Genomic DNA, 13,634 nt, shown 5'->3' with positions numbered 1-13,634 from the left:
CAGTCTAATCCTGAGCAAGACAAACGCCGAAGGCCTTCTCTCACATTAGCCCCGTAAATAAATCAGTGCGCTCATGCTCCAGGAGCCAGCGTTTACGCCATAAGCCGCCGGCATAGCCGGTAAGACTGCCATTGCTGCCAATCACACGATGACAGGGAACGATGATGGCTATCTGATTTTTTCCATTGGTGGTGCCTACAGCGCGGATGCTTTTAGGATTGTGGATACGATGCGCCAGTTGCTGATAGGAAATCGTTTGTCCGAAAGGGATAACCAGTAATTGCTGCCACACCGATTGCTGAAACTCAGTACCTGGCTGGGCAATAGGGATATCAAATACTTTTCTGTCGCCACCAAAATACTCATAGAGTTGCTGCGCACAGTTCAGCAGCACCGGAGGAGCTTGTGGAAAATCAGTAGCGGGTGTGTCGGTGAAATTAACGGCATTAATAAATTGAGTAGTGCCACTGATCAGTAGTGGTCCAACGGGAGTGTCTATACGTAGATGATACACTTCTTCTTCCATGCTAGTAAGTTATTGGGGTAATAAGGATCTCCACAAATAAAAGGTGGCATATGCCGCGTGCTCCTTCCATGATTTTGTATACTGTTGCAGTTCCGCCATGGAAGGCTTTGCTTCCAAATGTAATCTATTTTTTATTGCATTATGCAACCCTACATCTTCCAGCAGTATAGATTGCGGGAAACGCCGGTACTTCATAAGTGTGTAGTTGGCAGACCAGTTACCGATTCCTTTCAGCGCTACCAGGCTTTCGCGTGCCTGTTCATAATTCATGGCGCCGAGATCTGTTTCATTAAGATGTCCGTCGGCCATTTGTTTGGCGGTTTCAATCAGGTACAATGCCTTACTCCGGGAAAACTGCATCGGGGTGAGCTGATCAGGGGTCAGGGCTGCTATTACTGCCGGATGCGGATATAAATAATAATCGGTACCATCAACTATTGCATGGTAACCAAAATTAGTAATGAACCGTTGCCGGAGTGTATAGGCAAAGCCCAGGTTAATTTGCTGCCCAATGATAGGCCAGCTGATAGCCTCAAATAAGTCGGGCATGCCCACGAGTCGCAAACCGCGATACTCCTGTGCCAGCCCCTTTAACAAAGGATCCTTTTCTGTATAATCATAAAACGACTGCAAATTGGCATCCAGGTGCAACCAATGTGTCACATAACGAATAATAGGTGCTTCGGGTACCTGTCCTCCTGCAGGCGCTATCACCCTGGCTTCCAGGTGACCAGGTATGTCACCGGCTGCAATCTCCACCACTACGGGTTCTCCGTCTGCCAGCAGCATTTTCTGCAGCTTACCGTTGCGGATATAATGCAAACATTCTTTATCGGATCTTCCAAGGAAATGCAGGCATTCAGCAAAGGAAAAATTCTGCGCATCATTCACCGGTATTTTTATCTTTTGCCAGGTCATGAAGCAAAAGTAAAGAAACATCCAGAAGGCGCAAGCCCGATTCTTGCTGAAATTTTCTTACTCAGGATTAGGCTGATTATGAAGATTACCCCGATTTCTTTTTTTGATTATAAATTGATTAGCGGAGACCGAAGGGGGTATTGTCTGAACTGTGATTTTTGTGATTAGTATGATTATCCTGATTAGCGGAGATCTCAGCGGATATTGTCTGAACCAGGATTTTTAGGATTAAATGGATTACCATGATGGGTGTCATGTTGTTTGGCATCGAAGATATACGCGAAAATATCCGCTGGAATCTTCGGCACCCATCAGGGTAATCCATTTAATCCTAAAAATCCTGGTTCAGACAATATCCGCTGAGATCTCCGCTAATCAGGATAATCATACTAATCACAAAAATCACAGTTCAGACAATACCCCCTTCGGTCTCCGCTAATCAATTTATAATCAAAAAAAGAAATCGGGGTAATCTTCATAATCAGCCTAATCCTGAGTAAGACAATCTCAATCCGGCAGCGTCCTCGACGTTACCGCTATCCTGTTCCATGCATTAATAGTTACAATAGCCATGGTGATCACCGCTACTTCTTCGGGGGCAAACAGCGCTGCTGCTGCATTGTACACGTCGTCAGGTACACGGCTGGAAGATAAGAGCGTAACGGCTTCTGTAAGTGCCAGCGCTGCACGTTCTTTATCTGTATAAAAAGGCGCTTCCTGCCAGGCAGACAAACCATAAATGCGTTGTTCAGTTTCTCCCATTTTGCGGGCATCCCTGGTGTGCATATTAAGACAATAAGCACAACCGTTGAGTTGTGATGCACGAATCTTTATCAGTTCAGACAAGGTTTTATCAAGACCGCTGTTATTAACAGCTAACTGTAACCCTATCACGGCTTTGTAAGCAGCTGGCGCCAGTTTACTAATGTCCATTCTTGCTTCCATTATTTTGTTTTTTTTGTAGAGATCAATAAAAGAACTGTTCACGGATAATTTTCCCATCCTGTATTTCGTATACGCATAGCTCGTTTCGCACGTGCCGGCCAATATTTTCCAGCGTAACATCTACCAATAATTGCATAGCGAAATAGTTATCCGCGATGATGGGTTCAGAAATTTCCAGCAGATGTCTTTCCTTAATACTATTTAAAAAGGCCTGTTCTTTAGCCATGATGGCGGCTAACCCTTTTGTAATACGACCATCCGGTTCTATGTTCACAGCCTCTTCGTGAAATAGTGTGGCCTGTGCTTCCGGAAATTGCCAGTCCCGGCAAAGTTTCACCAATGTATGCGCAATGTGTCTGGTAACTGTCATTCGAATATATAATTATGGATACAAAATAACAGCAAAAAAAAGCACTGAAACAGATACAGAATTATGAAATTTAAACCATAACAGATTATCTTTAGGCAGATGAAAAAAAGCAACGGATTTATATATCTGCAACTGGCAGATAAGATTCAAACGATGATCAGTAAAGGCGTATATGGGATTGGCGACAAACTCCCGTCTGTGCGGTCTTTACACCAGGAGCATGGCATCAGCATCAGTACTGCTTTACAGGTATACCTGCATCTCGAAAAAAAGGGCTGGGTGGAAGCCCGGGAAAAGTCGGGGTATTTTGTACAGTATTCACATACCATACGGCCGCAACTGCCACCGGTAACAGATCCTATGCCTACCGCTGCGCGGGTACAGATCAACGAACGACTGGCCATGTTCCGGAAAACCAACAGTACCCACAAAACAGTTTCATTGATCGGCGCCTCTCCGCACACCTCATTGTTACCTGCAGGGAAATTAAAGAAAGCCTTACAGCAAACTGCCCGTGAGCTGACAAATTCGTATATCCCTTACGGTGATATTACCGGTCATGAACCCTTGCGCCGGCACATTGCCAGGCAATGCCTTAACTGGGGCCGCGCTATTTTACCGGAACAGATCATTGTGACCAACGGCGCCATAGAAGCCGCAGGCTTATGTCTGCGCGCAGTAGCCAAAGCAGGTGATACCATTGCTATTGAATCCCCTACTTTCTTTGGCTTATTGCTGACGATTGAAAGTCTGGGTATGAAAGCCATGGAAATACCTACAGACCCTGTTACCGGCATCAGCCTGGATAAACTGGAAGATGCCTTCAAAAAGAAAAAGGTACAGGCTTGCCTGTTTGTCAGCAACTACAATAATCCGCTGGGCAGCTGCATCCCTGACCCCAGCAAAGAACAACTGGCTAAACTGCTGCAAAAGTACCAGGTGCCGCTGATAGAAGATGATGTATACGGTGATCTGCATTTTGCGCCGGAGCGGCCTAAAACCATCAAAACATACGACCAGGAAGGCTGGGTATTATATTGCTCCTCTTTCTCCAAATCCATTGCAGCAGGACTTCGCATTGGATGGGTCATTGGTGGCAGGTATCACGAAAAGATAGCCCAGCTGAAATTTATGACCTCTGCGAGTACCGGCATATTGCCACAGCTGATGCTGGTGAAGTTCCTGGAGCAACAACGTATGGACCTTCACCTGAAATCACTACGACAATCACTCAGCATGCAAACCATGCAGATAACCAAGGCTATCCAGGAATATTTTCCGGCAGATACACAGCTTACACGCCCCAATGGCGGCATCAGCCTTTGGGTAGTATTGCCGCCCAAAGCAGACACCTGGCTACTGCACCAGAAAGCTGTGGAGCAGCATATTACTTTTACGCCCGGAGCACTGTTTTCCAGCCAGGATAAATACCATAACTGCATGCGGCTCACCAATGCCAACCCCTGGAATGAAGACCAGGCCTGGGCGATACAGACATTGGGAAAACTGATCTCAAAGCAATTAGCTTTTAGGAGTTAGCTTTTAGGAAATACAGCGGAGATAAAAGCAGAAATCTTCGCTGCATTTCCTAAAAGCTAACTCCTAAAAGCTAATCGCTTTGAAAACAGATGACAGTTTCGTAATTTTGGCCATATCAGATACTTACCGCTATGATTAAAACTGCCGATCATCTCTACCTGCAGGTAGCAGATAACATTGAACAGCTGATAGAAAAAGAAGTGATGAAGATTGGTGAGAAACTGCCATCCGTGCGTATACTCAGCAAACAGCAAGGCATCAGTTTAAGCACCGCCTTTCAGGCTTACTACCACCTGGAATCAAAAGGACTGATTGAATCAAGGCCTAAATCAGGCTATTATATACGTTTTAATTCGCGGCGCATGCCCGCCATGCCCGGCACCTGTGCCCCTGTAAAAAAGGCCAGCGAAGCCACCGTGAGCGATATGGTGATGGAAGTGTTCAGTCACATGAGGAGTCCCAATATCCTTAATTTCTCTGTAGCCACGCCTCCGGTAGAACTTTTACCGGCAGCAAAAATGGCCAAGGCAGTGGTACACGCTTTACGGGAGCTGCCCGCCAATGGCCTTGGCTATGAAGAGTTACAGGGCAATGCACTGTTACGCGGACAAATAGCACGTATGTCGCTCGCCTGGGGTGGCGCTTTCACGGCAGATGATGTGGTTACCACCAGTGGCTGTATGGATGCACTCACACTCTGTTTAACGGCCGTTACACAACCCGGCGACACCATTGCCATTGAAAGCCCCGCTTACTACGGTGCTATGCAACTGGCTGAAAGCCTGGGACTGAAAGTCCTGGAAGTGCCTACACATCCGGCTTCCGGCGTAGACCTCGATTATCTTGATAAAGCGATTCCCCGTCATAAAATAAAAGCCTGTCTGTTTGTAACGAACTACAACAACCCACTGGGTTCCTGTATGCCGGACAAAAACAAAAAAGAACTGGTGGGCATGATGGAGAAATATGATATCGCACTAATAGAAGATGATATTTATGGCGACCTCTATTTCACCAAACAAAGACCCGCCAACTGTAAAACATTTGATAAACACGGACATGTGCTGCTCTGCAATTCCTTCTCAAAGTCGCTGGCACCGGGCTACCGCGTAGGCTGGACCATGCCGGGGAAATACAAGGAGAAAGTATTGCTGATGAAACAAAACCACTCCATTGCCTGCGCCTCGCTCCCACAGGCAGCCGTAGGGCATTTTCTGGAAATAGGCCGCTACGAATTTCACCTGCGGAATTTACGCAAGATGCTGCATACCCAGTGTTTACGGTACTCTCAGGCTATCAGCGAATACTTCCCGGAAAGCACCCGCATATCAAGACCGCAAGGCGGTTGCGTACTATGGATAGAACTGGAAGCGTCTGTCAATACTTTTGAACTTTTTCAACTGGCGCTCAAACATAAGATCAGCTTCTGTCCTGGTCGTATCTTCTCTCTCCAAAACAAATACAGTAATTGTTTACGTATCAGCTTCGGTAATCCCTGGAGCAAACAGGTAGATGATGGATTAAAAACATTGGGCAAACTGATTCGCAAATTGCAGCAAGCTGCGGTTTAACTGAAAACAAAGCAGCCGGCTCAATTATTTTTGAGCCGGCTGCTTTGTTTTTGATATGATGGTGTAACTTTAAATTACTTCATGGCATCGGTAACAGATTTACTATCTACAAACTGCAGAAAAGAAATTCATGAGCATCCACTTTAATCATCAACTTAAGAGATTGAAATCATCAGCACAACATTACTCCGGGGAAACAAAAAAAAGATCATCCCGTTTGAAAGTTTAATCTACAACTCGGCAAACTGGCAACAAGAAAAGGTTTTACATCAACCATCTTCATAAAATCGGATAAAAAAAATAATTTTACTGAAGAAGAATGTAATGAAGATAATGCATTTGAGGAGATTGAAAAAGAAATTATCTCTCTGAATGCAAAACAATTTTTTTCTGCGTAAATTTGTCTCCTGTGATTTTTTTATCAAAAAAATACTTAGATTTAGTTTCTTGTTAAGCTCATATACTCAGAATAATCATTATCGTTTGTAAGCTCCATTAGAATTGTTTGTATCCGTCAGCCAACGTTCCACAACAGAAATCAAATTCCCCAGCAATGAAACTATCACTACATCCATCTGTAGGTATTGCTCGTTTGGGCAATAGTCCGGATCAGATTTGTCTATCCCCCCATACCATTGGCGGGCTTCCATTCAACGCCGATGCGCATGGAAATCAACTAGCGCCTATCACTCAGTTTAAAGATGGTGCCGGCCTGATAAAGCGTCAGGGACAGCCTTTCATGGTTTATAATGAAAATGGCGCAGAGCTTACACTGGATACGCCCAATGTAAAATCTATCACCTGGACGGTGCATCTGGCTAATAAAAAAGCTGCATGGTATCAGTACTCCGAGCTGGAAGGCAATCTGCTGTACGGCTATCGGAACAGTTATTTCTATCGCCAGGTACCATGGCGCAATCCTGATGTGGAGGGCCGGGGTGCGCGGCAAAGTCTTATTATAGACCCGGGGCCAAGAACTATCAGCGGCCGCCAGGAGAAAATTGCTTTTACAAAAGACCAGGCGCCTGCGGGATATCCTGTGCAATATCCTCCTGAACAGGTAAAATATGGTACACCTGTAACCACTCTCGGTGATCTGCTCACGGATAACGAAGGCAGGCTTATAGTGCTGGGCGGATATGGCCGTGCCGGCGGTGATGAGCCGCTGACAAGCTATGGAGGCTCCAACACATGGCATGATGATATTTCGGATGGCACCGTAAAATGTATCGTTTCATTTGAAGACAATACGCCGGATGTGCAGCTGGAAGCCTGGGTAATCGTTGGCTCACCCGACTTTGCGCCGGAAATAGTAAACATCTCCACCCTCAGCGATACCATGTTTGATGTAGGTGTACGCTATTTCAATCTGGTACCCGAATTGCGCACAGGGGCAAATTGGAATGAAAATTATGTTGCTAACTTCAAACGCGATATTTTACCTATCATCAACCGTATCAGCAGATACCAGTGGGTGGCTAATGTACAGTCGATGATGGCCTTCTGCTCCTATCAATTCGATTATGGAGATCCATTAGAAGCCAACAGAAATAACAGAGAGCAATATTTCTCCTACTTCCGCAGGCCTGATGGCGTACCGCCTCTCGACCCTCCGGAGGATCAGCCGCAGCAGAAGCTCTGGAAACATAGTGGCAGCGATTATTTCCCGATGATGCCACTGAATTCTGGCAGCAACTCGGTAAGCGAAATCAACATCATGAAATTCCTGGCGCTGGACGATACACAATATTTCCTCATGAAGCAATGGGCCAAAGGAAAATTTGAGAACACACCGGAACCGGCGCCTGGCCCTATTCACCCGATGGATGCCGCCAGTGTAGGCAATTGCGTAGGACTGCCCATGTGCCCCGGTATTGAAGTGACCTGGAACATGCAGAACCGGTTAATATACAAAGCACCTTATATCATCCTCCAACGTCCGGCCGATTACTATAAAACAGGGCTTTCTCCTGATGAGGATGAATGCCTCGGTAATGGCTGTGAGCCGGGAGATCTTACCAAACGTATGGCTTGTCCATGGCAGGCGGATTTCTTTCAATGTACCGTTCAGTATATCAACTTCACCAATCCTACTGTCAATAAAGTCAACAAACAACCGCTTCCACCCACTTACTATTCTTACTGGTGGCCACCTCAAAGCCCATGGGATGTGCTTACCGGGCAAATCACAGAGGAAGGCCAGGCGGCAGCACATGCTCCGGCCGGATTGCAGGTCAACTATCAAAGAGGCATCAACAGCTTCGTGCAGATGGTAGAACACTGGTCCGCACTGGGTTTCATCAGAGATCAGCATGCCGGCGAAAAAGGATTTCCGTACCTGGTAGAAACAGAGCGGGTGAATGAATTATTTACTTACAAAGATGTACCAGTAGGAGATATCAGCGGAAATAAGAGCGATGATGAAACCACCATACCGGTCTACTTCATCCAGGAAGACAAACAGGCCGTAAAAAAGATGAGTGCCCGCGGAGCCGCGCTGGTAGAACATTTAGAAACGCTTGCATTCAAACCTATTGCAGTGGCGGCCGAAGGTCTTCCGATGCCCCGCTCCGGAAGCAGGAACAGATTTTAAAAAGTATATGCAGATAGATATTTATACAGATATTTTCATTGCAGGCGGCGGTCCGGCGGGTACCGCCGCCGCTTTATGTTTGCTTACACATACCACATGTAAGGTAGTGGTGGCGGAAGCCAGCGCATACGACAACGTTCGTGTAGGCGAGCACGTTGATGCCAGCATATTCCAGCTGCTGGAATATGCTGGCATTCCGCGCAATGCCTTTGATAATGCCGGCATACAGGAAGGCTATAACAGTGAGGCAGCATGGGGAAGCGATAGGCTTATTTCGCGGCACAGCATCTATACCACAGAAGGCCGCAGCTACCAGCTGGACAGGCAACTGTTCGATCCCTTTCTGGCAGCGCAGGTGGCCACTCATGGCGGACAGCTGTTTCCGCGCACCAAGGCATTGCAGTATCAGCAAACCGCTAATGGCCATTGGACAATACTCCTTCAACACGAAACAAAAGGACAGTTTCATGTGCATGCAAAATTCCTGCTAGACGCCACCGGGCGCCAGGCACAGGTTTGCAGGCATCTTGGTATTCCCGGAAACAGATATGATCAGCTCACTGGCATTGGCGCCTACCTTCAGTTAGACGCAACGCATACACCAGAACAAAAAATATTACTGGAAACAACGCCCGAAGGTTGGTGGTATTATGCCACTATACCCGGAAACAGGCTGGCCGTAACATTCTTCACCGATAGTGACCTTATCAAAAAACATCAGTGGCAACACCACTATAACTGGAATCGGCTGCTGGCCACCACGAAGCACCTGCTGCCATTAACACGTGGCAGCCATGCCTATGGGAAGCCCTGGGTAAAAAATGCATTCACTCAAATTACCGATACTGCCTCAATAAAAAATTTCCTTGCCACCGGAGATGCAGCACTGTCCTTCGATCCTATATCTTCTATGGGACTCGGCTTTGCGATCAGCTCCGCATGCCATGCAGCACTGGCTGCAAACTTACACCTGCAGGGCGATTCAGCAAGTAGTATCAGTTACCGCAAAGACCTGCAGCAACATTTCCGCAACTATCTTCAACTAAGAGCATCCTTTTACAAAAAGGAGCAGCGATGGACGGAGGCCCCCTTCTGGGAGAGAAGAATAAAACGTATATCCGATACCGTTAGTACAGATTCGGACAATATTTAGCAAGAGGCACCAGAAGTGGTATTGATGGATTACATTTACAGCCATCATCTAAGAAGTTGTTTAAAAAAACCAGGATCCGGAAATTAGAAAAAAAAGAATCGATCACTTAGTTTGGATTTACCAGAAACAAACTATGAAACAGAGTTACCTACACTCTTTTGCGATAATTCAGGATCGCTACTCCATTCATCACCAATGCATATACGAACATAATCAGCAGGTACATACTGATATCGCTAAAGCCGCTACCCTTGAGCATTACCATGCGGATCACCTTTATAAAGTAAGCAATAGGATTTAACAGGGTCAACTGCTGTGCCCAGTGCGGCATGCTTTCCACGGGGGTAAATAATCCACTCATTAACATAAAGATGATAACAAAGAACCAGGCGATAAACATAGCCTGCTGTTGTGTGTCTGTAAAGGTGGAAACAAGCAACCCCATGCCCAGCATCACCCACAGGTAAATAGCTGCAAACAGGAATACCAGCCCTATACTACCTACTATTGGAAGATCAAAGACCAGCTTACCCACCAACAGGCCAAAAATCAACTCAAACATCCCTATTATCCAGAACGGTATTAACTTTCCCAGGATGAACTGGTACTTACGTATAGGCGTTACATTTAGTTGTTCAATGGTGCCGATCTCTTTTTCTTTCACGATGTTCATACCCGATAAAAATGCGCCGATCAGGGTTACCAGCACCACCAGGATTCCCGGCACCATAAACACCTTATAATCCATCCGCTGGTTATACCAGTTGGAGTAAGTGATTTCAATCCGTGCAGGACCGGTGTGCTTGTCCAGCGCCAGCCAGGAGGTGCGTATCTGCTGATTAAAATCACGGATGATACTATTCGCATAACCATTAGCCAACCCGGCTTTGCTGCCATTGATAGCATTTACCAGGAGTTGCAGCTGTGCCTTATTTTCCTTTACCAGGTCGCGCTCAAAGTGAGGAGGTATTACCAGGATAATATCTGCTCTATCCCCTGCTACGTCATCCAATGCTTCCTGCTCGCTGAAAGTATGCCGGTGCAGTTTAAAATAACCGGAGGCCAGGATCTTACTCACCAGCTGCTGCGACCATGGCGAGAGATCTCTGTCTATAACGTCGATGGCTATATTTTTTATTTCGTAGTTAGCAGCATAAGAGAGTACCAGCAATTGTAAAATGGGTACAATCAGGATAATGCGCAACATGGCCTTGCTGCGGAAGATCTGCAGGAACTCTTTCTGTAAAAGAAAACGTATGGTACGCATTAGTTCAAACGAATTTTAAAGTTCCGTATACTGATACCGAGAAAAAACAGGGTCATGCCTGCGAGTATGCCCGTTTGCAGCCATATGTCGCGCAACCCCGCCCCCTTCAGCATGATATCTTTTAATATGATGATAAACCATTTCGCCGGCATTACATTAGACAATACCTGTAACGGTTCAGGCATGCTTTCCACAGGAAATATAAACCCTGACAATAATACCGTAGGCATCAACAATCCCATCATAGATGCCATCATGGCCGTTTGCTGGGTATTAGTAACGGTTGAAATAAGAATACCGAGTGATAACGATGTTAGTACAAACAACACACATTCCAGTAACAACAGGAGGATACTGCCTTTGATGGGCATTCCGAAAATACCTACCCCCATACTCAGTATAATCACTGCATTCACAAATGCCAGCAGGATGTATGGCATTACTTTTCCTATAATGATCATCGCCGGCGGCAAAGGAGATACCAGCAATATTTCCATAGTGCCCAATTCCTTTTCGCGGGTAATGGTGATGGAAGTCATCATAGCAGATACCAGCAACAGTATCAGCGTCATCACACCCGGTACAAACAGGAAAACGCTCTTCAATGCCGGGTTATAACGCATACGCACCGTGGTATTAATGGTGAGTGGTAAATTATTTTGTAGTTCCAGTTCCTGTTGATAGCTGCTAATAATAGCGGTGGCATAATTGAGCAAAGTAGTGGCTGTATTGGGATCACCGGCATCTGCCAGCAGCTGCACGGTAACTTTTTTCTGATGAAAAAAATCTTCTCCAAACTTAGCAGGAATCACTACTACCATCTTTATTTCTCCGGCTTTAAAGGCCGTTTCAACCTGGTTGTTACTTTGCAGGTATTGATCTGTTATAAGATAGCCGGAGGCTACCAGCTTATCTGTGAGACGGCGGCTGTAGTAGTCGTGCGACTGATCCAGCACTGCAATTTTTGCCTCCCGGATTTCATTGGTGATCGCAAAACCAAAGAGGATGATCTGCACTACCGGCATCCCGAAGAGGATGAGCAGGGTGCGCTTATCGCGGAAGATGTGATAAAATTCTTTACGAACAAAAACCAGGAACTGATGCATACCTAAAATTTTATTTTCCTCTTGCCAGTTGTAAAAACACGTCATTCATTGTGTCTGCCTGATAATGCGATTTCAGCGCTACCGGTGTATCCAGGGCTTCTATCTTTCCATCTACCATAATAGATACCCGGTTACAATACTCCGCTTCATCCATATAGTGCGTGGTTACAAAAACAGTTACACCGCTATTGGCCGCTTCATAGATCATATCCCAGAACTGCCGCCGGGTAACAGGATCTACACCACCGGTAGGTTCATCCAAAAATACGATAGCGGGATCGTGCAGGATGGCCACCGAAAAAGAGAGCTTTTGTTTCCAGCCTAACGGCAACGCACCCACGAGTTGACCGGCCTCTTTTTCGATACCCAGCTTTTGCAGCAACTGTGCGGTTTTATCCTTTATCTGCTGGTTGCTTAATCCGTAGATACCACCATAAAAGCGGATATTTTCTTTCACTGTCAGATCTTCGTATAGGGAAAACCGTTGGCTCATATAACCAATACTTTTCTTTACTTTCTCCGTTTGTGTATATACATTGTAACCTGCTACAAAAGCCTCTCCGCTGCTTGGTTTCAGCAATCCACACAACATACGCATGGCGGTGGTTTTGCCGGCACCATTAGCGCCGAGGAAGCCAAAGATCTCACCTGGCAGCACTTCAAAAGTGATGGCGTTGGTGGCAATAAAATTGCCGAATTTTTTGGTGAGTGACCTGGTAATGATCGGATTCATAATGCTATGCGCTTAAAGCCATGAAACAGTCTTCTATACTGGCGGTGATCGGTAATATTTTCATTTCCGTATGTTCCTGCTGTTGCAGATATGCTTGCAGGGATGCTAAATCCGCCTCTCCGGCTTTCAACGTTACATGCAGGTATTCCCCAAAAGCATAACAGCTGGCTGTTTGCGGGAATGCACGAATAGCCAGCAGCAGGGCAAACATATTTTCTGCACGCACTGCCCAGATACGTTGCGGAAAACGATGGATAATGTTTTGCGGTGTATCTATTTCCAGCAAAGCCCCTTTCTGGATCAGGGCTACCCTGTCGCACAGTACCGCTTCATCCATATAGGGTGTAGATACCAATACGGGGATACCTTTCCCTTTCAGACCTTTTAACATTTCCCAGAACTCTTTACGTGATACCGGATCTACACCCGTAGTGGGTTCATCCAGGAACAGTACCACGGGCTTATGTACCAGCGCACAACACAATGCCAGCTTCTGTTTCATTCCTCCTGACAATTGTCCTGCCAACCGCTTTTTAAAAGGCGCGATCTGCTCATAAATATCTTTGATCAGGTCATAATTGGCGGTGATCGTTGTATTGAAGATGGTAGCAAAAAAATGCAGGTTCTCTTCTACGGTTAAGTCCTGGTATAAAGAAAAACGGCCAGGCATATAACCAGCTATTTTCCGGATAGCCTTGTATTGTTTTACTACATCCAGGCCATTAACAGTAGCGTTGCCTTTATCTGCCAGCAACAGGGTGGTCAGAATACGGAACAGCGTAGACTTTCCGGCACCATCCGGACCAATCAGCCCAAACAGTTCTGCTTCTTTCACTTCAAAAGAAATATCCTGCAGTGCCTGGGTAGCACCAAAGTTTTTATAAATACCATTAACGATGATAGGATTAGCCAT

At 46.0% G+C, this 13,634-nt stretch carries 12 protein-coding genes; 4 read left to right on the top strand and 8 right to left on the bottom strand.

All coding sequences use genetic code 11. The features are described from left to right. Positions 1–40: 40 nt before the first annotated feature. From CLV51_RS14110 to CLV51_RS14095, 4 genes are all read right to left on the bottom strand, one after another. Entirely contained in the window at positions 41–526 is a 486-nt protein-coding gene (locus CLV51_RS14110) for a methylated-DNA--[protein]-cysteine S-methyltransferase (RefSeq protein WP_106528657.1), read from the bottom strand. A gap of 9 nt (positions 527–535) precedes the next feature. After that, a complete protein-coding gene (locus CLV51_RS14105; RefSeq protein ID WP_158267020.1) occupies positions 536–1,444 on the bottom strand; it encodes a DNA-3-methyladenine glycosylase family protein in 909 nt (302 codons plus the stop codon). Between the two features lie 507 nt (positions 1,445–1,951). Then, positions 1,952–2,389, bottom strand: coding sequence for a carboxymuconolactone decarboxylase family protein (locus tag CLV51_RS14100; RefSeq protein WP_106528655.1), 438 nt, complete (start codon positions 2,387–2,389; stop codon positions 1,952–1,954). Between the two features lie 22 nt (positions 2,390–2,411). Further along, positions 2,412–2,759: a nuclear transport factor 2 family protein gene (locus CLV51_RS14095; protein ID WP_106528654.1), complete on the bottom strand. Its 348-nt coding sequence runs from the start codon at positions 2,757–2,759 to the stop codon at positions 2,412–2,414. 99 nt (positions 2,760–2,858) lie between these two features. Here CLV51_RS14095 and CLV51_RS14090 point away from each other — a divergent pair, with 99 nt between their 5' ends. From CLV51_RS14090 to lodB, 4 genes are all read left to right on the top strand, one after another. After that, positions 2,859–4,298, top strand: a complete 1,440-nt coding sequence (locus tag CLV51_RS14090; RefSeq protein WP_106528653.1) for an aminotransferase-like domain-containing protein — start codon at positions 2,859–2,861, stop codon at positions 4,296–4,298. Between the two features lie 131 nt (positions 4,299–4,429). Next, a complete protein-coding gene (locus tag CLV51_RS14085) occupies positions 4,430–5,869 on the top strand; it encodes an aminotransferase-like domain-containing protein (RefSeq protein WP_106528652.1) in 1,440 nt (479 codons plus the stop codon). 553 nt (positions 5,870–6,422) lie between these two features. Further along, a complete protein-coding gene (gene lodA / locus CLV51_RS14080) occupies positions 6,423–8,462 on the top strand; it encodes a CTQ-dependent lysine 6-oxidase LodA (RefSeq protein WP_106528651.1) in 2,040 nt (679 codons plus the stop codon). Between the two features lie 7 nt (positions 8,463–8,469). Continuing rightward, positions 8,470–9,615 carry a lysine-epsilon-oxidase maturase LodB gene (gene lodB, locus CLV51_RS14075; protein WP_106528650.1) on the top strand — a complete coding sequence of 382 codons (1,146 nt, stop codon included), beginning with the start codon at positions 8,470–8,472 and terminating at the stop codon, positions 9,613–9,615. Between the two features lie 148 nt (positions 9,616–9,763). Here the strand turns inward: lodB and CLV51_RS14070 are convergent, their stop codons facing one another. Genes CLV51_RS14070 through CLV51_RS14055 form a run of 4 tightly spaced genes read right to left on the bottom strand, consistent with a single transcriptional unit; the run spans position 9,764 to position 13,634 of the window. Beyond that, positions 9,764–10,882: an ABC transporter permease gene (locus CLV51_RS14070; RefSeq protein ID WP_106528649.1), complete on the bottom strand. Its 1,119-nt coding sequence runs from the start codon at positions 10,880–10,882 to the stop codon at positions 9,764–9,766. Then, positions 10,882–11,988 (bottom strand): ABC transporter permease, encoded by a 1,107-nt coding sequence (locus CLV51_RS14065; RefSeq protein ID WP_106528648.1) that lies wholly within the window; start codon positions 11,986–11,988, stop codon positions 10,882–10,884. Before CLV51_RS14065 ends, CLV51_RS14070 begins: the two co-directional genes overlap by 1 nt. A gap of 10 nt (positions 11,989–11,998) precedes the next feature. Further along, positions 11,999–12,721 carry an ABC transporter ATP-binding protein gene (locus CLV51_RS14060; protein ID WP_106528647.1) on the bottom strand — a complete coding sequence of 241 codons (723 nt, stop codon included), beginning with the start codon at positions 12,719–12,721 and terminating at the stop codon, positions 11,999–12,001. 4 nt (positions 12,722–12,725) lie between these two features. After that, the gene (locus CLV51_RS14055) at positions 12,726–13,634 is read right to left on the bottom strand and encodes an ABC transporter ATP-binding protein (protein ID WP_106528646.1); all 909 of its coding nucleotides are present in this window, start codon (positions 13,632–13,634) and stop codon (positions 12,726–12,728) included.

Source organism: Chitinophaga niastensis, assembly GCF_003014755.1.
Lineage (GTDB): Bacteria > Bacteroidota > Bacteroidia > Chitinophagales > Chitinophagaceae > Chitinophaga > Chitinophaga niastensis.
Note: the sequence above shows the minus strand (reverse complement) of the source record. Positions and strands in the feature narration are given on the sequence as shown.

Coding starts and splice junctions, on each gene's coding strand:
- CLV51_RS14090 (WP_106528653.1), top strand. CDS start 2,859: ATGAAAAAAAGCAACGGATTTATATATCTGCAACTGGCAGATAAGATT.
- CLV51_RS14105 (WP_158267020.1), bottom strand. CDS start 1,444: ATGACCTGGCAAAAGATAAAAATACCGGTGAATGATGCGCAGAATTTT.
- CLV51_RS14060 (WP_106528647.1), bottom strand. CDS start 12,721: ATGAATCCGATCATTACCAGGTCACTCACCAAAAAATTCGGCAATTTT.
- lodA (WP_106528651.1), top strand. CDS start 6,423: ATGAAACTATCACTACATCCATCTGTAGGTATTGCTCGTTTGGGCAAT.
- CLV51_RS14095 (WP_106528654.1), bottom strand. CDS start 2,759: ATGACAGTTACCAGACACATTGCGCATACATTGGTGAAACTTTGCCGG.
- CLV51_RS14110 (WP_106528657.1), bottom strand. CDS start 526: ATGGAAGAAGAAGTGTATCATCTACGTATAGACACTCCCGTTGGACCA.
- lodB (WP_106528650.1), top strand. CDS start 8,470: ATGCAGATAGATATTTATACAGATATTTTCATTGCAGGCGGCGGTCCG.
- CLV51_RS14065 (WP_106528648.1), bottom strand. CDS start 11,988: ATGCATCAGTTCCTGGTTTTTGTTCGTAAAGAATTTTATCACATCTTC.
- CLV51_RS14100 (WP_106528655.1), bottom strand. CDS start 2,389: ATGGAAGCAAGAATGGACATTAGTAAACTGGCGCCAGCTGCTTACAAA.
- CLV51_RS14085 (WP_106528652.1), top strand. CDS start 4,430: ATGATTAAAACTGCCGATCATCTCTACCTGCAGGTAGCAGATAACATT.
- CLV51_RS14070 (WP_106528649.1), bottom strand. CDS start 10,882: ATGCGTACCATACGTTTTCTTTTACAGAAAGAGTTCCTGCAGATCTTC.
- CLV51_RS14055 (WP_106528646.1), bottom strand. CDS start 13,634: ATGGCTAATCCTATCATCGTTAATGGTATTTATAAAAACTTTGGTGCT.